Source organism: Cupriavidus sp. JZ107 (assembly GCF_053903255.1).
In genome coordinates this window covers 116760-135693 of record NZ_CP096481.1, presented here as the reverse complement: position 1 = coordinate 135693, position 18934 = coordinate 116760, and the positions used below count along the sequence as shown (strand labels likewise).

19 protein-coding genes are annotated in these 18934 nt (G+C 67.5%); 9 read left to right on the top strand and 10 right to left on the bottom strand.

Features of this window, described 5'->3' with window-relative positions:
• The first annotated feature begins 77 nt into the window (after nt 1–77).
• Nucleotides 78–1490 (top strand): hypothetical protein, encoded by a 1413-nt coding sequence (locus M1D55_RS10145; RefSeq protein WP_456282124.1) that lies wholly within the window; start codon nt 78–80, stop codon nt 1488–1490.
• 89 nt (nt 1491–1579) lie between these two features.
• Here the strand turns inward: M1D55_RS10145 and M1D55_RS10140 are convergent, their stop codons facing one another.
• The 4 genes from M1D55_RS10140 to M1D55_RS10125 form a co-directional block, all read right to left on the bottom strand.
• On the bottom strand, nt 1580–2875 hold the full coding sequence (locus M1D55_RS10140; protein ID WP_064574664.1) for an NAD(P)/FAD-dependent oxidoreductase: 1296 nt from the start codon (nt 2873–2875) through the stop codon (nt 1580–1582).
• 33 nt (nt 2876–2908) lie between these two features.
• Entirely contained in the window at nt 2909–3238 is a 330-nt protein-coding gene (locus M1D55_RS10135) for a c-type cytochrome (RefSeq protein ID WP_064574666.1), read from the bottom strand.
• Nucleotides 3239–3558: 320 nt separating this feature from the next.
• Nucleotides 3559–4446 carry a BON domain-containing protein gene (locus tag M1D55_RS10130; RefSeq protein ID WP_082928390.1) on the bottom strand — a complete coding sequence of 296 codons (888 nt, stop codon included), beginning with the start codon at nt 4444–4446 and terminating at the stop codon, nt 3559–3561.
• 171 nt (nt 4447–4617) lie between these two features.
• Nucleotides 4618–5046: a YraN family protein gene (locus M1D55_RS10125; RefSeq protein ID WP_064574668.1), complete on the bottom strand. Its 429-nt coding sequence runs from the start codon at nt 5044–5046 to the stop codon at nt 4618–4620.
• An 18-nt stretch (nt 5047–5064) separates the two neighbouring features.
• On the opposite strand from M1D55_RS10125, the gene rsmI reads away from it, so the two are divergent.
• Nucleotides 5065–5964 (top strand): 16S rRNA (cytidine(1402)-2'-O)-methyltransferase, encoded by a 900-nt coding sequence (rsmI, locus tag M1D55_RS10120; protein WP_064574670.1) that lies wholly within the window; start codon nt 5065–5067, stop codon nt 5962–5964.
• Between the two features lie 211 nt (nt 5965–6175).
• Here the strand turns inward: rsmI and M1D55_RS10115 are convergent, their stop codons facing one another.
• Nucleotides 6176–7018, bottom strand: coding sequence for a septal ring lytic transglycosylase RlpA family protein (locus M1D55_RS10115; RefSeq protein WP_440268220.1), 843 nt, complete (start codon nt 7016–7018; stop codon nt 6176–6178).
• A gap of 300 nt (nt 7019–7318) precedes the next feature.
• Between M1D55_RS10115 and M1D55_RS10110 the strand changes: the two genes are divergently transcribed.
• The 3 genes from M1D55_RS10110 to M1D55_RS10100 all read left to right on the top strand — a co-directional run bounded on the left by M1D55_RS10110 (nt 7319) and on the right by M1D55_RS10100 (nt 9106).
• Nucleotides 7319–7969, top strand: a complete 651-nt coding sequence (locus tag M1D55_RS10110; protein WP_006578824.1) for an MBL fold metallo-hydrolase — start codon at nt 7319–7321, stop codon at nt 7967–7969.
• Between the two features lie 14 nt (nt 7970–7983).
• Complete coding sequence (locus M1D55_RS10105) at nt 7984–8706, top strand: exonuclease (protein WP_456282123.1); 723 nt, start codon at nt 7984–7986, stop codon at nt 8704–8706.
• Between the two features lie 181 nt (nt 8707–8887).
• Nucleotides 8888–9106: a hypothetical protein gene (locus M1D55_RS10100; protein WP_043437993.1), complete on the top strand. Its 219-nt coding sequence runs from the start codon at nt 8888–8890 to the stop codon at nt 9104–9106.
• Between the two features lie 72 nt (nt 9107–9178).
• On the opposite strand, the gene arsC is transcribed toward M1D55_RS10100, so the two are convergent.
• Nucleotides 9179–9538, bottom strand: a complete 360-nt coding sequence (gene arsC, locus M1D55_RS10095; RefSeq protein ID WP_006578827.1) for an arsenate reductase (glutaredoxin) — start codon at nt 9536–9538, stop codon at nt 9179–9181.
• Nucleotides 9539–9650: 112 nt separating this feature from the next.
• Here arsC and M1D55_RS10090 point away from each other — a divergent pair, with 112 nt between their 5' ends.
• Together M1D55_RS10090 and M1D55_RS10085 are read left to right on the top strand one after the other, a co-directional pair.
• Nucleotides 9651–10238 (top strand): GNAT family N-acetyltransferase, encoded by a 588-nt coding sequence (locus tag M1D55_RS10090; RefSeq protein ID WP_006578828.1) that lies wholly within the window; start codon nt 9651–9653, stop codon nt 10236–10238.
• A gap of 174 nt (nt 10239–10412) precedes the next feature.
• Nucleotides 10413–11876 (top strand): ATP-binding protein, encoded by a 1464-nt coding sequence (locus M1D55_RS10085; RefSeq protein ID WP_456282122.1) that lies wholly within the window; start codon nt 10413–10415, stop codon nt 11874–11876.
• 278 nt (nt 11877–12154) lie between these two features.
• Here the strand turns inward: M1D55_RS10085 and M1D55_RS10080 are convergent, their stop codons facing one another.
• On the bottom strand, nt 12155–13423 hold the full coding sequence (locus tag M1D55_RS10080; RefSeq protein WP_456282121.1) for a M20/M25/M40 family metallo-hydrolase: 1269 nt from the start codon (nt 13421–13423) through the stop codon (nt 12155–12157).
• Nucleotides 13424–13500: 77 nt separating this feature from the next.
• Nucleotides 13501–14766: an allantoate amidohydrolase gene (locus M1D55_RS10075; RefSeq protein WP_456282120.1), complete on the bottom strand. Its 1266-nt coding sequence runs from the start codon at nt 14764–14766 to the stop codon at nt 13501–13503.
• A 472-nt stretch (nt 14767–15238) separates the two neighbouring features.
• Between M1D55_RS10075 and M1D55_RS10070 the strand changes: the two genes are divergently transcribed.
• Nucleotides 15239–16687, top strand: coding sequence for a C4-dicarboxylate transporter DctA (locus tag M1D55_RS10070; protein WP_456282119.1), 1449 nt, complete (start codon nt 15239–15241; stop codon nt 16685–16687).
• 42 nt (nt 16688–16729) lie between these two features.
• Nucleotides 16730–17419, top strand: coding sequence for a GntR family transcriptional regulator (locus M1D55_RS10065; RefSeq protein WP_023265202.1), 690 nt, complete (start codon nt 16730–16732; stop codon nt 17417–17419).
• A gap of 24 nt (nt 17420–17443) precedes the next feature.
• Here the strand turns inward: M1D55_RS10065 and M1D55_RS10060 are convergent, their stop codons facing one another.
• On the bottom strand, nt 17444–17815 hold the full coding sequence (locus M1D55_RS10060) for a DUF2784 domain-containing protein (protein ID WP_456282118.1): 372 nt from the start codon (nt 17813–17815) through the stop codon (nt 17444–17446).
• 34 nt (nt 17816–17849) lie between these two features.
• A complete protein-coding gene (locus M1D55_RS10055; protein ID WP_064574685.1) occupies nt 17850–18770 on the bottom strand; it encodes a LysR family transcriptional regulator in 921 nt (306 codons plus the stop codon).
• Nucleotides 18771–18934: the final 164 nt, after the last annotated feature.

Genomic DNA, 18934 nt, shown 5'->3' with positions numbered 1-18934 from the left:
CGGCATTCGACGATCGAGCCGTGGTACTCGGCGCCCATACATTGCGTTCCTCCACCACGACGAAGGAGCAGCGAAACATGGCCCGGATCTATCCGACTCCCTGTTCCCCCGAGGCGCTATTGCAAGCGGCCGAAGGCACGGCAGCGGCCGCACATGGCGACGCGGCCGGCGCGATGGGCGCTACGGCGCCGTACTTCGAAGCAAAGGGCGCCGTGCAGATCGGCCCCTATTCGGGCCGTCTGCGCTATCTGACGCCACCGCTTGCAAAGCGGCCGACGCGCGCCATTGCAGAGCTCGATGAAGCGGTGCAAAAACAGCGCAGTCTCTGCAGGAAACTGTTCGACAAGGTGTTTCGAGGCATCGGCCTGGACGGCCAGGTATTGCTGACCGAGACACAGTTCCACACGTTCCGGTACGTGGACAGCCTCTATGGACTGGCAGTGGATTCGCTCGGGCAAGGGAAGCGAACCGAGGCAGGCGAGGACATTGCGTGCATGGCGGCTTCCATGGAGGCCATCCGGGACGCGTCGGCGGCATTGGCGCGAATTCGGACGGCCGGCCGAAAGGGCGATCACTCCGCGCTCGAGCGGATTGCCGTCTCGATCTCCGTGCCGATCGTCGCCGAAGCGGCGTGGCGCGACGCCGTCAACATTCGGCGGCTCGTCGCGTTGTGCAGCACCAGCCGGCACATTCTTTCTCTCGCGGAAACCGGCGATCCGATGCACCAGGGAAGCGCGGTGGCGGGCCTGTGCCGGATGCTGGACGACGATGCGACCATCCAGCGTATTGCCGACACACTGGCCAACGAAATCCGCGGCATGTCGTTCAGCGACGCCCGCAGGCGGGTGCTGCCCTTCCTGATTCAGGGCGCGCACTCCTCGTTTGCCATCAATCGCGCGGGCCAGGACCGCGTGCCGCAACTGTGGATCGCGCTGCGCGACACCGTGGCGACGAGCGAGGACGCGGCCATCCTGGCGAACGATCACGTCGCCTGCGGCCTGGGGGCATATCACCGCGCGATGAACTTCGTGCTGTCGGACAAACCGGCCAGCGATCGGATACGACTATCCTTGCTGGACCTGCTTCATATGGATCCGCTCGGCAACGGCTGGCGCATCAGCCCGGAAAACGGGCGCAAGGTGACGGCGTTTCTGACGGGCACTGCCGTGGAAAAGCAGGCGCAACCCGGCACGGCCTTGTCGCGCAGTGCGCTGCAGCTGGTCTGGGGCCACTCGGTCATCGCGACCGCCATCGACAAGTCGGCGCGGGACGCCATCGCGGCGGACGGCGACATCAGACCGTTGCAGCCGCTGCTGCGCACGCATCCAAACAAGAACTACGTCGCGCAGTATTGCCGCATTTCGCCCGTCATCGACACATGGAGCCGCGTATGCACCAGCCGCTATGGCGCACGCGAGGAGATTCATGCCGGCGCAAGCGGCAAGCCGCGGCGCGACGCCGCAGCGGTCACGTCATTTGCGGTGGCTTGACGCCGGCATTGCCGAGTCCTCGCTTGGCGCGGCGCTGCCCCGGGCGCTGCCCGAGCGCTGCCCGGGCGCTACCCGGAGGCTTATCCGGCTTATCCGAGCGCGTCCGCCCAGATCGCGTTGGCCCAGGCGAACGCGTAGGTGCCTTCCAGCGTATTGGGCGCCGTCGACACGCCGCCGGAGTCCGGCACCGTCACCATCGTCTTCTTCTGCGGATCGTAGCGATGCACGCTGGCAACGTGGATCACCTCGCGATCGGACGTAAAGCTGTAGCAGGTGTTGTTGTACAGCGGCTCGGGATTGGGCTGCCGGCCCGACAGCAGCGCGACGATCGCGGCCGCCGCGATCTTGCCGTGCTGGTTGGCCATGTGGCCGGACTTGGGCATCAGCGGCGCGATCTGGATCGCGTCGCCCAGCACGTGGATGTTCGGCACGGCCTTCGATTCGAAGGTCAGGAAGTCGACCTCGCACCAGCGGCCGTTGGCCGTCGCCAGTCCGGTATTGACGGCGATCGCGCCCGCGCGCTGGGCCGGTACCACATTGGCGACGTCGACCCGCTCGTCGTCCTGGACCTCGAACTTCAGCGTGCGCGTGGCGGGATCGATATCGACGGTCTTGTACTGCGGCCGGTATTCGACGATGCCCTTGTACTTGCTGGCCCAGACCTGCTTGAACAGCGCGGCCTTCGACGTCACGTCGGGGTTAGCGTCGAGGATCAGCACCTTGCTGCGCGGCTTGGCCTGGCTGAAATAGTGCGCCACCTGGCAAGCGCGTTCGTAGGGTCCCGGCGGGCAGCGGTAAGGCGCCAGCGGCACCGTCAGCGCATAGGTGCCGCCGTCGCGCATCGCTTCGAGCTGGCGGCGCAGCGCCACCGTCTGCGGACCGGCCTTCCATGCGTGCAGGATCTGGTCGCCCCCGGGCCGCTTCAGTCCGGGCACGTCGTCGGGCATGAAGTCGACGCCCGGCGACAGCACCAGCCGGTCATACGGCAGCGTACCGCCGCTGGCCAGGCGTACCTGGCGCTTCGACGGGTCGATCGCGGCGACGGTGTCGCGCACGACCTTGACGCCGTGGCGCCGGCTCAGCGCGTCGTAGGAAATCGTCAGGTCCTCGATCCGCTTGCTGCCGCCCAGTACCAGGTTCGACAGCGGGCAGGAGATGAACGTCGGATTCGGCTCGACCAGCGTCACGTCGATCGTGTTGTCGCTCCATTCGCGCAGATAGCGCGCGGCGGTCGCGCCGCCGTAGCCGCCGCCGACCACCACCACCTTGCCGCCGCTGGCGCGCGGCGTGCCGGCGCTGGCGCAGCCGCCGAGCAGCGTGCCGAGGGTCGCCGGACCGACGGCCGCGGCGGCCGCGGCCGCACCGAGAAATTTGCGTCGTTGCATGTCAGCCTCCCCTTGCTCGTTCGTGGGACCGCATTACTTGACCGCGGCGAACCACTTCGCCATCGCCGCGATCTGCTCGTCGGTATAGCCCCTGGCGATCTGGTGCATCACCGTGGCCTCGCGCTTGCCGGTCTTGAACGCCTGCATCTGTTCGATGAAATAGGACTGCGGCCGGCCGGCCAGTCCCGGCACCGGGCTTCCGGCGGGCGCACGCCCGGACGGCCCGTGGCAGGCGGCGCAGGCGGCGGCCCAGTTGCGCGCCTGTTCGGTCGTGGCCTCGGCGGCGCCGGCCGGCGCCATCGCGAGCATTGCCAGGGCGGCCAGGCAAGCCGCGGCAGTTCGCAGGGGATCGTTGTTCTTCATGGTCTCGCTCCTCGGATCGGCACTTCGGCGCATCGATCGGCCGCGCGACGCGGACCGGACGAGCGACCGGCCGGGGCGCGTGAGTGACGCGCAAGGCAGGGCAACCCTATCACATCGGCCCGCGCGGGCGTACTGCGGTTTTCGCAGATGGTCGGACGGCGAACGCCATTGGGTCGCCGCAACACCAGCGTAGGTCAGCCGGAGGCGGGGCGGGAGGGAGCCGGACGGTGGAGGGAGCGGGCCAGGCGCGCCGGGCCGGTTTGACGGATCGCCGGCGCGCCTGTGCGGTCAGGCAGGGTCAGGACAGAATCGGGACAGAATCAGGGCAGATTGCGGCCCGGAGGCAGGCCGACCGGGCCAGGGACGGGCGAAGTCGTCGGCGCGGTGACCGGCGACGACAGATCGGCGCCGACGGGGGCGGGGGCCGAGTTGCCCGGCGCCGTGGTGCCCGGCGTGGTCTGCACCGGTGCCGGGGTGCCGCCGACCGGTTCGCCCGGCGCCGCGTTCTGCGACGAGGCCGCCGCGTCGAGGCGGGCGCGCTCGGTTTCGTCGATGTAGTCGAATACCTTGACCACCTTGCTGACGCCGCCGACATTGCGCGCCGTCTCGGTGGCGCGATCGCCCTCGGGGCGGGTCACCAGGCCCATCAGATAGACCACGCCGCGTTCGGTGGTGACCTTGGTGGAATTCGACGGCACGCCTTCGGCGGTCATCAGCATCGTCTTGACCTTGCTGGTCACGAAGGCGTCCTGGCTTTGCGCCGCGAACGACGGTGACGACACCACTTCCAGCTCGTTGATGACCTCGCGGGCGTTCGGCAGGCCCCGCACGTACTGCTCGATCTGCTGGCGCAGATTGGTGTCCTTGACCTCGCCGGTCAGCAGCACCTTCTTGTTGAACACCGTGACATTGACGCGCGCCGTGCCGCTGTAGCGCGTCGCCAGCGTGTTTTCGATCTCGAGCTGCAGGCCGCGATCGACCGCCTGGATCGACGTGGGCCGGCGGTCGGTGGCGCTCATCACGCCGGCGCCCATGGCACCGGCGATCACCGGAAAGCAGCCGCTCAACTGCGTGGCGGCCGTCAGCATCAGCGTGGCGGTGGCGGCGGCGCGGGCGACGGCGGCCAGCCGGCTGGCGCCGCGGACGGGCTGGGCACGGCCCGGCGTCGATTCAGCGAGCGCGTCGCGCGAAAAAAGCGAAGTCTTCATGCGTTCCTTGCTGTAGCGGTAATGCGAAAGAGGATCGGCAGCCGGCACGGCGGCCTGCGCCGCGCTCGGGCATGCCCGGTCGGCCGTGCGCCGCAACGCGCATTATGACGGACAGCCTGCCGGCGGCGGCCACGGTGCGATGCAAACGTCCGGCGACGAAGCGCTGTCCGGTCATTCCGACTCGCCCGCGCCGAACGCATCGCGCAGCCATTCGAGCCGGCGCGGTCCGATCGCGACCACATCGAGCCGGCAGCGCGGCGCGTGGTCCAGCGTCGCCAGATAGTGATTGGCGGCCTGCAGGATGCGCTGGCGCTTGGTCACCGTGATGCTGGCCAGCGCGCCGCCGAACGCGTCGCTGCTGCGCGAACGGACCTCGACGAAGACTAGCGTGCCGTCGGGCGCGCGCATCACCAGGTCCAGCTCGCCGCCTTTGCAGCGATAATTGCGCACCACCAGCGCCAGACCCTGGCCCTGCAGATAGGCCAGCGCCCGCGCTTCGGCGCGTTCGCCGCGCGCTTTCGACGTGTCCTTCGCCTCTGTCTCGGAACCTGCCGCCGAGCGTCGTGCCGGGTCGCGTGCCGTGGATTTGAATGTGCGCATCAACGGAAGTTCTCAAGCATGACTGACTGGATCTCGCTGGCAACCGGCCAGTCCTATCCCACCGGCACGTTGTACGTCGTCGCCACGCCGATCGGCAATCTCGCCGACCTGACGCTGCGGGCGCTGCACGTGCTCGGCCTGGCCGACGCGATCGCGTGCGAGGACACCCGCAATACCGGCCAGCTGCTGTCGCGCCTGGGCTTGCAGCGCCCCTTGCTGGCGGTGCACGAGCACAACGAGCGCGAGGCCGGCGCGCGCGTGGCCGAGCGGCTCGCGGCCGGCGATCGCATCGCCTATGTCTCCGATGCCGGCACGCCCGGCATTTCGGACCCGGGCGCACGGCTGGTGGAGGCGGTGCGCGCGGCCGGCCATCGCGTGGTGCCGCTGCCCGGACCGAGTGCCGCGGTGACCGCGCTGTCGGTCGCCGGCGACATGCTCGACACCGGCGCGGGCCGCTTCACCTTTGCCGGCTTCCTGCCCAGCAAGGCGAAGGCGCGCACCGAGGCCATCGCCGCGCTGGCGACGCTGGAACATGCCTGGGTCATCTACGAAGCGCCGCACCGCATTGCCGACACGCTGGCCGCGCTCGCGCAGCAACTGCCGCCAACGCGCAGGCTGTTGATCGGCCGCGAACTGACCAAGCTGTTCGAGCAGGCCGAGACGATGACGGTCGCCGACGCGCCGGCCTGGCTGGCCGCCGATCCGGGCCGGGGCAAGGGCGAATTCGTGCTGGTGATCGAGGGGGCCGGCGCACCGGCCAAAGGGGAGGCGGCGTTGGACGCGAACGCACAGCGGGTACTGGGGCTGCTGCTGGAGGAATTGCCGGCGAAGCGCGCCGCCAAGCTGGCCGCCGCGATTACGGGGGCCGATACCGCGGCGCTCTATCAGTTGGCGCTGGCGCGCCGCGAGCAGGAATAAGGCCGGAGAGATGCGAGGCGGAGCCATGCGCGCCGGCATCGTGGTCCGCGCCGCTCAGGCGCTCCGGTAAAGGTGCCGGGTGGAACCGGCGAAGAGACCAACGTGGTGACCGAGGCAAACACCGATACCGCGGGTCGCCGGGTCGGCGGCGACGACGCAGCCGGAGCCGCGCCGGTGCGCGAGGAAGGAGGCGAGGAAAGGGGTACCGGCCTCAGCGAGCATTCGCCTTGCTGGTCGTCTTGCGGGTCTTCAGCACCACGCGCTTGGGCTTGACGGTCCTGGCCGCGGTGTCGTCGTCGACGCCGTCGCCACCGCCGTCGGTGGCGCCATCGTCCATGCCGGGCTCGCGCAGCGGTCCGAGCGCGGCCAGTTCGGTGCGCGACAGCCGGCGGATTTCGACCTGGGTGTGCCCGCGGTCGACAAAGCCGAGCCGCTTGGCCGCGCGATACGACACGTCGAGCACGCGGTTGCCGTGATAGGGGCCGCGGTCATTGATGCGCAGCACCGCCACCTTGTCGTTGCGCAGGTTGCGGACCAGCACCCAGCTGTCCAGCGGCAGCGACGGGTGCGCGGCCGTCATCGCGCCCATGTCGAAGCGCTCGCCGTTGGCGGTCTTGCGGCCATGGAATTGCTTGCCGTACCACGAGGCCGTGCCGCGCTGCTCGAAGGTGCCGATATCCGCGCGCAGGCCTTCCAGCGACGAGCCGCGCGTCGTACCGCGCGACGCGGACTCGCTGTCGCTGCTGTCGTCATCGCCCCAGCTGAACAGGCGCCACGAGCCGGTCGGGGCCGGCGTTTCGGTATTCGGGGCGCTAGACGTCTCGTTGCCGGCGGCGGCGCGATTGTCCTGGTTCGGGACTCGGGACTTGCGTGCCTGCGCCTGTTTCGCGGCGGGCGTGGCAGCCGTCGGCGCCGCATTCTGGTCGGCGGCGGCGCCATCGGGATTGTCGTTCGGCGACACCGCGCAGGCGGCCAGCGTCAACGCGCAGACGGCGTGAAAGCCGTAGCGGAGCGCGCGGCGAGCATGGGTCAGAGGGTGGGTCGGCCAAAGCATCGCGCGAGTCTAACATCGGTCGTCCGCGCGATTTACAGTGATTTTGTTACGAATTGTCTGGCTACGGCGTGCAATTGCTCGCAATCCACGAACTGACAACGGATTGCGGCGATTCTGCGGACTATCCCTGGCGTTGACATCGATGCAACGAAAAAGGATGACTCGTCACATATCTTGTGCCGGACGGTGTCTACCAAAGGCCGACGCTACAATGCGACGACACAGGCCGGCACATCGGCCGGAACGTCGAATCGAACCCACTCGCCGCGGCTGCCGCGCGCTCGTCCAAACCCCTTCACGATGAAAGTCCTGCTGATCCCCGTCACGCCGTTCCAACAGAATTGCTCCCTGCTGATCGACGAGCGCACCGGGCGCGCCGCGGTCTGCGATCCCGGCGGCGATCTGGACCGGATCCACGCCGCGCTGAAGGAACAGGACGTGACGCTTGAAAAGATCTTCCTGACGCACGGCCATCTGGACCACTGCGCCGGCGCCGCCGCGCTGTCGCGCGAGTTCGGCGTGCCGATCGAGGGGCCGCATCGCGACGAGCAGTTCTGGATCGACCAGCTGCCCGAGCAGACCCAGCGCTTCGGCTTCGGCCACGCCGAGGTGTTCGAGCCCGATCGCTGGCTGGATCAGGGCGATACGGTGCAGTTCGGCGACGAAACGCTCGAGGTCTACCATTGCCCTGGCCATACGCCCGGCCACGTGGTGTTCTTCTCCCGGCCGCACCGTGTGGCGATCGTCGGCGACGTGCTGTTCGCCGGATCGATCGGCCGCACCGATTTCCCGCGCGGCAACCACGCCGACCTGATCCGCTCGATCCGTACCAACCTGTGGCCGCTGGGCGACGACGTGACCTTCGTGCCCGGCCACGGACCGGTCTCGACCTTCGGCGACGAGCGGCGCGACAACCCCTTCGTCGCCGATCATCTGATCAACGTGGGTTAACAGCGCATCCGACCATGGCCAGGCAACAGGCTCCCGACACCCGCCCCGAAATCTATGTCAGCACCGACGTCGAGGCCGACGGTCCGATCCCGGGTCCGCATTCGATGCTGTCGTTCGCCTCGGTGGCGATGCTGGCCGACAAGACCGTGCTCGGCACTTTCTCGGCCAATCTGGAAACGCTGCCGGGCGCGGTCGGCCATCCGGTGCAGATGAAATGGTGGGAGACCGAGCCCGAGGCATGGGCCGCGTGCCGGCGCGACCTGCAGCCGCCCGAGCAGGCGCTGGTGCGCTACGTCGAATGGGTCGAGAGCCTGCCCGGAAAGCCGGTGTTCGTGGCCTTTCCCGCCGGCTTCGATTTCACCTGGATGTTCTGGTACATGATGCGCTTCGCCGGCCGTTCGCCGTTCGGCTGGGCCGCGCTCGACATCAAGACACTGGGTTTCTCGCTGACGGGCCTGCGCTACCGCCGCACCGTCAAGGCCGCGCTGCCGGACGCGTGGAAGGACCCGCTGCCGCATACGCATGTCGCGCTGGACGATGCGCACGAGCAGGGCGCGCTGTTCTGCAACATGCTGGCCGCCTTGCGCGAGCGCGAAGCGGCCCTCGCCGCGATCGCCCCGCAGCCCCCCGCCGAACCCGCCAAATCCGCCGAACCGGCCAAACCGGCCGAACCGGCCGAACCCGCCGAACCCGGCGACACCTCCGCGCCGCCCGACGACCTCGCACAGCAGGGTTGACCCTTAGGTCGCGTCCGCGCCACGCCGCGGCGCCCGCCATGCCGCCATCGCCTATAGTAAAAGCGTGCATGGCCGTTCCGACGCCGCGCCGTGCGCAACTGCGGCGGCCTCGCCATGCATGGCGGTCCGCCGCTTTGGTCAAGACCGCCTGACGCGCGTTCCTGTCGAGGAGGTGTCGATCATGCGTTTCCATCCCGATCTTCACTGGCGGCATCTGGCCGAACGGCTGCACCGGCCACCGCACGCGCGCAGTGTCGCCCACTCCCACCCCGCCGACGATGAAGCGGACATCGCCAAGGCCACGGTCTACGTCAGCACCGTGGCGCTGGTCCTGCTGCTGATCGTCCTGGCGGCCATCGCTTTCGGTCAGGAGGCCATGCACTGGCTGGGTGTCCAATAACGACCCGCCTGAAGCTACCGCGCCTCCAGCACCGGGCCGGCCTCCACGCGGAGGCCGGTTTCTATTTGGGGCTCAGGAAAGCAGCGCGGCGACGCTCTCGGGCGGCCGGCCGATCGCCGCGCGCTGGCCGCGCACCACGATGGGCCGCTGCAGCAGGATCGGATGATCGGCGACGGCCTGCAGCACCTCGGTATCGCTGAGCCCCGGATCGGCCAGGTCGAGCTCGGCGTAGATCGCCTCGTTGTCGCGCACCATCTGCCGCACCGGCACGTCGAGCAGCGCCTGCAGTTGCTTGAGCGTGGCCAGCGTCGGCGGCGTCTTCAGATACTCGACCACCTCGACCGGTTCGCCCAGGCGTTCGGCGGCCTGCTGCACCAGCGCCAGCGTGTCGCGCGACTTGGAACAGCGCGGATTGTGGTAAATCTTGATCATCGGTCCGTCACCTCGAAACACAAACGTTGTCATCTTCGAACACGACGGACTATACAAGCAGCGCCGGCGAACCGGTACGCCGCGCGTTCCCTTCCGTACTACTGCAGACGCCATGACCACGAACCAGGCCACCCTTGCCGCGCCGACCGTGCGCGATGCCGCTGACGACGATCTCCCGGCGATCCATGCGATCTACACCCACCACGTGCTGCACGGCCGAGCCTCGTTCGAGGAAGTCCCGCCGACGCTCGATGAAATGCGCGAACGCCGCGCCGCCGTGCTGTCCAAGGGGCTGCCCTATCTGGTGGCCGAGCTGCAGATCGACGGCCGCCCGGTGATCGCGGGCTACGCCTACGCGTCGAGCTATCGCACGCGCAGCGCCTACCGCCACACCATCGAGGACTCGATCTACCTGGACGAGCGCCACCGCGGCCGCGGCATCGGCGCGGTCCTGCTCGCCGCATTGCTAGCCCGCTGCGAGAACGGCCCCTGGCGCCAGATGGTCGCCGTGATCGCCTGCCCGGCCGGCGGCGAAGGCAACGGCTCGATCGCGCTGCACGAACGCATGGGCTTCCGCATGGCCGGCCGCCTGGAGGCGGTCGGGTTCAAGCATGGACAGTGGATCGATACGGCGCTGATGCAGAGGGCGTTGGGGCCGGGTGCGACGGCGTTGCCGGATGGCCAAGTTTCCGGCCGTTAGCCCGGCCCGCGGTTCCTGGTCGGCATTGCCGCCGCCATGGTCCGCATGTTTCTTGTCGTCCTGACGCAAGGCATCAGAATTCGTCGATTCACGACAGCAAGGGGGAGTATCGCTCGATACGCTGCGGGCGGCCGACCGGTCCGGCCCCAAGCAGCCTCCTTCCCTGGCGTCGTCATGAATCCACCGTACCACTCAGACAATTTCATTGCGCTTGTTCGCGAGCTTTGCTCCTTGCCGGTCGAAACAGAATGGCTTGAATTCAAGCGCAACCGTGCGGATGCGGAACAGATCGGCGAGTACTTGTCCGCGTTGTCCAACTCTGCTGCGCTCGCGAACAAACCGCACGCCTATCTCATTTGGGGCGTTGACAACGAGACTCACTGCATCGTCGGTACCGACTTTGCCCCTCGGGAAGCAAAGGTAGGAAACGAAGAGCTCGAGAGCTGGTTGCTTCGGTTACTCAATCCCAAAATCTCGTTTCGATTTCTGGAGACCGAAATCGACGGAAAGCGAGTCGTCCTCCTTGAAATCGGTCGCGCGTATCGCCATCCCGTTCAGTTTCGGCATAACGAGTACATCAGGATCGGTTCGATAAAGAAGAAGCTCAGGGACTTCCCGGAGAAAGAGCGCGCGCTCTGGCGCATCTTCGACGATACCCACTTCGAAGTCATGGTCGCGCATGCCGGTGCGACCGACGAAGACGTCCTTACCCTGCTCGACTATCCGATTTATTTCGAACTGACCGGTACACCGCTACCGGATGGTCGAGCTTCGATTCTGGAGCGCTTGAGAGCGGAGGATCTGATCCGACGCAACAATGGTCGATGGGATATCACTCACTTGGGTGGTGTCCTGTTTGCCAGACGAATCGATGACTTTCACAGTCTGCGACGCAAGGCCGTACGAGTCGTCGCGTATCGGGACAATGACCGTATCGCCACGTTGCGCGAGCAGATTGGCGAGAAAGGCTATGCGGCCGGTTTTCAGGCGCTGATCGGCTATATCGGCGCCCTGCTGCCCGGCAAGGAAGTCATCGGTAGCGCGCTGCGAAAAGATGTGCCGATGTATCCAGCACTGGCCATCCGGGAACTGCTTGTCAATGCATTGATTCACCAGGACTTCGCGGTCGGCGGTGCTGGCCCGATGGTGGAGATCTTTCGCGATCGAATTGAGATCACCAATCCCGGTACGCCGCTAGTCGATGTCCAACGCTTTCTGGATACCCCCCCGCGCTCGAGAAACGAGAGGCTCGCATCCATGATGCGCCGCTTCGGCATTTGCGAGGAACGGGGCAGTGGCGTGGATAAGGTCGTCCATCAATCGGAGGTGTACCAGTTGCCGGCGCCGGAGTTTGCGATCGTGTCCGACCACACACGGGCTACGCTCTTTGCCCATCGGAACCTGTCGAAAATGGATCGGAACGATCGGATACGGGCGTGCTATCTGCATGCCTGCCTTCGATATGTACAGAGAGATTCGATGACAAACGCGTCGCTGCGCGAGCGCTTCGCTATCGAAACACACAACAGCGCAGTGGCGTCGCGGCTCATCAAGGAAGCCGCCGAAGCGGGAATGATCCGCGCCCACGACGAGTCTGCAGGGCGCAAGTACATGAAATATGTGCCTTTCTGGGCGTAACGCTAATTTGATCGCTGCTTGACCCCAAGGGCACCCCGGCCGCGCCGCTGCGTTATGTTTCATATAAAAATCAATAACATAGGTCTGCCATCGTCATTTGATGGTCATTTGACGCAAGACTTCACCGGCCTACCAGGCGCCCGCGGTGGGCGATTGCCGGCGGCCGCGGGATGCCACAGAAAAACACCCCAATGTTGGAGCGCGGCCAACATCGGGGTGCAGTCGCCAATTCATACGCTCGGTAGCGCGCTACATCGCTACTCGGCGGATGAACTCGATCAGCTCATCAAATCCGACAACGCCAGCGCCACCACCTTGGTGGCCCGGTTCAGGTCGTTCAGCCGCAGGTTTTCGTCGGAGTTGTGGCCGCGGGCTTCCATCAGCGTGCGGGGGCCGGCGCCGTACAGCACGGTCGGGATGCCGCGGCTGGTGTAGTGGCGGGCGTCGGTGTACAGCGGCACGCCGTGCACCGGGATGTCGACGCCGAACACTTCCTCGGCGCGGCTCTTCAGGGCGCCGATCAGCTTCTCCACGCCCGGCAGTTCGGACAGCGGCTCGGCCAGGATGATGCGCTCGACCTTGACCTCGATGCCCGGGCGGTCCTTGGCAGCCTTCTCGACCACCGCGCGGATCTCGCCTTCGGCGTCGAAACCGAGCTCTTCGGGGATCATCCGGCGGTCGATACGGAACGTCACCAGGTCGGGCACCACGTTGGTGTTGATGCCGCCCTTGATCAGGCCGACGTTCAGCGTCGCGGTGTCGATGCCCGGCACCTTGGACTTGCGCGTCGCCAGTTCGGCGCGCAGGCCGTAGACGGCCTGCAGGATGTGCGTCGCGGCCTCGATCGCATCGACGCCGGTATGCGGCATCGCGGCATGGCCCTGCTTGCCCTTGACGGTGACCTCGACGTGCAGGCAGCCGTTATGGGCCGACGTGATGCCGTACGAGAAGCCGGCCGAGATCGCGTAGTCCGGCTTGGTCAGGCCCTGGTCCAGCAGGAACTTCGGGCCGATGTCGCCGCCGGTTTCCTCGTCGTAGGTGAATTGCAGCTCGACGGTGCCGTTCAGCTTGGCGCCCTGCTTCTCCGCTTCCATCAGCGCCAGCACCGCATAGGTGTAGGTGGCGAAGTCCGACTTCGACACCGCCACGCCGCGGCCGTACATCACCGGGCCGTGTTCGCTGTCGGCAATCTCGCCGCCGTACGGGTCCTTGGTCCAGCCCAGTCCCGGCGGCACCACGTCGCCGTGCGCGTTCATCGCGATGGTCGGGCCGCCATTGCCGAAGGTCTTGCGCACGATCAGGTTGGTGGCGCTGATCATGCCGGCGGCCTTGACCAGTTCGTCGGGCACCTTGTGTGCCTCGACCTGGAAGCCCAGGCCTTCGAGCAGCTGCCGCGCGCGCGCCCCGTGGGCGTCGCAATCTCCCGGCGGGTTGTCCGAGGGCACCTTGACCAGTTCGGCAAGGAAGGCCTCCTGCGCCGGACGATGCGCGTCGATGAAGTTGGTCAGCGTGGTTTGCGTGGGATTCATGTTGTCTCGTGCGGTCATGGCTCTTCGCTTGTCGTTTGTGGGCGCGCTCGGCGCGGGAATGTGTTCGGAATCAGGGCGGCCGGCAAGGGCCGAAGTCAAGGACGGGCGCTGAAGTGTTCGACGAAATCGCTGAACACGCGCGCGGCGAGCGCGGCGTCCTCGACCGTCATGGTCTCGGTCGGATGGTGGCTGATGCCGCCGTTGCCGCAGCGCACGAACAGCATCGCCACGTCGGCGATCGCGGCGATGGCCATCGCGTCGTGGCCGGCGCCCGACGGCAGCAGGCGGACCGGCGCGCCCTGGCGCTCGATCGCCGCCGCCCACTGCTGCTGCAGCCACGGCGCGCACGGCACGCTGGCGGCCTCGTGGGTCTTGCGGACCTGCGCGCGGACCTTGCGGCGCGCGCAGATGCGTTCGATCTCGGCCAGCACGTCGGCGACGGCGGCCTGGCGCACCGCGTCCTCGCCGGCGCGGATATCGATCGAGAACACCGCACGGCCCGGCACGACGTTGGCGGCGCCGTTGGGCACGTTGAACTGGCCGACGGTGCCGACCAGGCCCGGCGAGCCGCTGCAGCGGCGCTCGATGAACAGGCCGATCTCGGCGCCGGCCATCGCGGCGTCCCGCCGCATGTCCATCGGCACGGTGCCTGCGTGGCCGGCCAGGCCGTCGAGTTCGACGATGAAGCGGGTCGCGCCGGAAATCGCGGTCACCACGCCCACCGGCAAGTTCTCGTTCAGCAGCACCGGCCCCTGCTCGATATGCACTTCGACGAAGGCCAGCACCTTGTCAGGCGAATGGGCCGCGGCCGGCAGGCCAGCCGGATCGAAGCCGGCCGCGCGCATCACGTCGCGCATGGTCTTGCCGCTGTCGTCGACGTTCTCGAGCACGTTCTGATCGAAGGTGCCGGCGATCGCGCGGCTGCCGAGCAGCGTGGCCTTGAAGCGCACGCCCTCTTCCTCCGCGAAGCCAACCACCTCGATCGCGAACGGAAAGCGCTTGCCCTGGCGATGCCATTCGGCGACGCAGGCGATCGGCAGGATCACGCCCAGATTGCCGTCGTAACGGCCGGCGTCGCGCACGGTGTCGAAATGCGACCCCGTCAGCAGCGCTGGCGCGTCCGGCTCGGTGCCTTCATAGCGTCCGATCACGTTGCCGGCGGCGTCGCGGCGCACCGTCATGCCGGCCGCTTCCATCCACGCCGCCAGCTGGGCGGCGGCGCCATGGTGCGCGTCGGTCAGATAGGTGCGAGTCAGCATGCCGGGCTGCTCGGTGTGAACGGCAAGGGCGTCGGCCCAGGCCATGATGCGCGCGCCCACTTCGGTGCCGGACACCGAGGAGGGCGTTGTGGATGCTGCCATGCGTGTCTCCTGCTGAACGGATCGTGCCGGCTGTCGGCCGGCACCCGGGCCCCCGGACGGGGATGCGATGACTGTAGCGCGCTCGCTCGTGGCTTGGCGAGCCTGTTGGGCTGCCCGCCTGGCGCGGTGGCTGTTGTGCTTGTGTGGTGCGCTGTTTCCCGGCGCAAAGGCGCGCCCCGGGAGCATCGATGCGAACCATGTTAGCACAGTGAATTCAAAAATTGCATACAAAAAAGATATGCACTATATTCCGGTCCAGGTTCCGACAAAGCGCTGCGGACAATCCGGTCCAGACAGTCGTCGGCGTGAATTCCGCCCCAACAGGGGGGCCTTCCACGCGAGCCCACGCCCCGTCCCGGGGAGGTGTGCCGGATCCGAGACACCGTCGCCGACAAGCGGCGCCGGTGGCAGTCCTGAATCGAACAGGGCGAGCCGTCACACCGACACGGACTCGCCCGTCTGGAGACAAGTCATGCAGCAACCCGCCCTGCCCGGCGCCGGCCGGCCGCACACGCCTACCCCGAATTCCTCCCCCCGCCATCCGATCCACCGCTTCACGCGCTCGCTGTTCGGCCAGGTGCTGATCGCGCTGGTGCTCGGCACGGTGCTCGGCCTGGCCTTCCCCGAGTTCGCCGCCAAGCTCAAGCCGCTCGGCGACGCGTTCATCAAGCTGATCAAGATGCTGATCGCGCCGATCGTGTTCTGCGTGGTCGTCGCCGGCATCTGCGGCGCCGGCGAGCTGAAGAAGGTCGGCCGCGTCGGCGTCAAGGCGGTGGTCTACTTCGAGATCGTCACCACCATCGCGCTGGCGCTCGGCATCCTGCTGGCCTACGTGTTCCAGCCCGGCGCCGGCATGAACGTCAACCCGGCTTCGCTGGACGCCTCGGCGATGAGCGCCTATGTCGACAACGCAGCCAAGGTGGCCAGCGGCGGCACCGTCGACTTCCTGCTCAAGCTGATTCCGTCGACCGTGATCGGCGCCTTCTCGTCGGGCGACGTACTGCAGGTGCTGCTGGTCTCGGTGCTGTTCGGCTGCGCGCTGTCGCTGATCGGCGAGCCGGGCCGGCCGCTGGTCAGGCTGATCGACACCTTCTCGCAGACGCTGTTCAAGATGATGGGCTTCATCATCAAGCTGGCGCCGCTCGGCGTGCTGGGCGCGGTGGCCTTCACCGTCGGCAAGTATGGCATCGGCTCGCTCAAGCAGCTCGGCTTCCTGGTGGTGCTGTTCTACGGCGCGGTCGTCGTGTTCGTCGCCGTGGTGCTGGGCACCGTGATGCGGATGTCGGGCTTCTCGGTGTTCAAGCTGATCAAGTACCTGCGCGCCGAACTGCTGGTGGTGCTCGGTACGGCCTCGTCGGACAGCGTGCTGCCGCAGGTCATGCGCAAGCTCGAATTCATGGGCATCCGCAAGTCGGTGGTCGGCCTGGTGATCCCGACCGGCTATTCCTTCAACCTCGACGCCTTCTCGATCTATCTGACGCTGGCGGCGGTGTTCATCGCGCAGGCGACCAACACGGCACTGTCGATGGCCGACCTGCTCGGCATCCTGGCCGTCGCGCTGGTGACCTCGAAGGGCGCGCACGGCATCCCCGGTTCCGCCATCGTGATCCTGGCCGCGACGCTGTCCGCGCATCCGGCGATCCCGGCAATCGGCCTGGTGCTGGTGCTGTCGGTCGACTGGTTCATCGGCATCGCCCGCGCGCTGGGCAACCTGATCGGCAACTGCGTCGCGACCGTGGTGGTGGCGTCCTGGGAAAAGGACATCGACCGCGAACGCGCGCATGCCGTGCTGAACGGCCAGATCCCGGCGGCCGAACTGGACGAAGGGCTCAGCGCGCCGGTGCTCGACGGCCTGGACGGCGTGGAACGAAGCCAGGCCCCCGGGTATGCGCCGGTGCCGGGTAAAGCCACGGGACGATAGAATTCGGCATTTCCCCCAAGCGCGCCGCCCGCGCTGCGCCCCATGCCCGAGCATATCGACCCTGCCATGACCGCCGAAGCGATTGCCGACGACATCGTCGCGGCGATCGTTTCGCACCGCCTGCCGCCCGGCACCAAGCTGCGCGAGGAGGCTCTGGCGGCGGTCTACCGGGTCAGCCGTACCAAGGTGCGCGCGGCGCTGCTGATGCTGTCCAAGGACAAGGTGATCCAGATCGTGCCCGACAAGGGCGCGTTCGTCGCCAAGCCCAGCGCCGAGGAGGCCCGCGAGGTCTTCGCCGTGCGGCGCATCCTCGAGGCCGCGCTGGCCCGCGAGTTCGTCGCGCGCGCCACCGCCGCCGACTACAAACGCATCGACAAGCATCTGGCCGCGGAGAAGAAGGCGCTGGCCGGCAACGACGCCCAGACCCGCACCCGCCTGCTCAGCGACTTCCATATCCTGCTGGCCGAGGTGGTCGGCAACAAGGTGCTGACCGAGATGCTGCACGAGCTGTCGATGCGCAGCGCGGTGATCACGATGCTGTATCAGTCGCGCCGCGATGCGGCTTGCTCGTCGGACGAGCACCGCGAATTCATCGAAGCGGCGCGCGCCGGCGACGCCGAGCGCGCGGTCGAACTGATGGTCGGCCACCTGAGCCATGTCGAAGGCGCGCTGCACTTCGACGAGGTCCCGGCGCCGGCCGGCAAGGACCTGGTGACGGCGCTGCTGGCCTGACGTCCTCGTCGCCTGTGCATTGCGTCAAAGCCGGGGCCGGCGCCGCCGCGACCACCACCACAGCGCGTACACCGCGACATTGATCCCCACCACCAGCGCGCCCAGCCACAGCTGCGTCTCGCGCGTCAGCGCCTGCGGGTACAGCAGCGGCAGCAGATACTGCTCGACGAAGCCGCCGGCATAGCCTTGCTCGCCGGCGGCATGCCGCAACCGATTTTCCAGCGGCGTCAGCGGGCAGATCCAGCCGGTCCATTCGACGGTGGCGCCCCACAGCGCGGCCGGCAGATGCAGCCACGCGACCCGGGGCCAGCGCCACAGCAGCACGCCGCCCGCGACGACAAAGGCGACGAACAGCAGGTGCAGCACCACCACGGCATCGGCCAGCCAGGCAGCCATCGGCCCTCCCCTTCGAAGCCGGCACCCCGGATGCTTACGCGCCGCCGGCGCGCGCGGTCCAGTAGCCCGGGCGGTTGAACTCGGTCTTCAGGTGCTCGATGAAGAAGCGGATCTTCGCGGGTACGGGTCGCTGCTGCGGGTACACCGCCAGGATGTCGTAGTCGGGCAGCGCGTATTCGTCCAGCACCGTGATCAGCTCTCCGCTCTCCAGCTGCGGCAGGATCTCCCACGTCGAGCGCCAGCCCAGCCCCAGGCCTTCGCAGGTCCAGCGGTGCAGCAGCTCGCCATCGTTGCAGTCGAGATTGCCGGTCACGCGCACGCTGACGGCCTTGCCGTTGTGGCGGAAGTACCAGCCGCGCTGCTGTCCGCCCTGCAGGTTGAACGCCAGGCAGTTGTGCTGCGCCAGGTCATCCAGCGTACGCGGCACGCCGTGCTTCGCGAAGTAGGCGGGCGTGCCGCACACCACGCGCTTGTTGGTCGCCAGCTTGATTGCGACGAAGTTCGGGTCGATCGCGCCGCCGATGCGGATGCCGACATCGTAGCCCTCGCGCACCAGGTCGACGACACGGTCGGTCAGGTTGAACGAGATCTGCACCTCGGGATTGCTGGCGAGGAAGGCCGGCGCGTGCGGGGCCACGTGCTTGCGGCCGAACGCCGCCGGGGCCGAGACAATCAAATGGCCGGTGGCCTTGTGGCGGCCCTCGGCGATCAGCATCTCGGCGCGGTCCAGGTCCGCCAGCGCCTTCTTGCACTGCTCCATGAAGGCGGCGCCCTGCTCGGTCACGACGATGCGGCGCGTGGAGCGGTGCAGCAATTTGACCCCGATGCGCGCCTCGAGCGCGTTGATGCGCCGGCCGATCATCACCGGCGTGACGCCCTGGGTCAGCGCGGCGGCCGCCATGCTGCCCTGCTCCACCACCGAGATGAAGGCTTCGATCTGTTTGAGTTTGTCCACTCTTTGTCTCCTCCCGCGCCCGATTGTGCGCCGCGCCGCGATGCCCTGGCATCCGCCGCGCGCTATGCCGGCAATGCGCCGGAACGCATGACGCCGATGAACGCCAATCAACGCGGACGGTGCGCCGGCGCACGCGCCAGACGACATCATTCCAAACCTCAGGT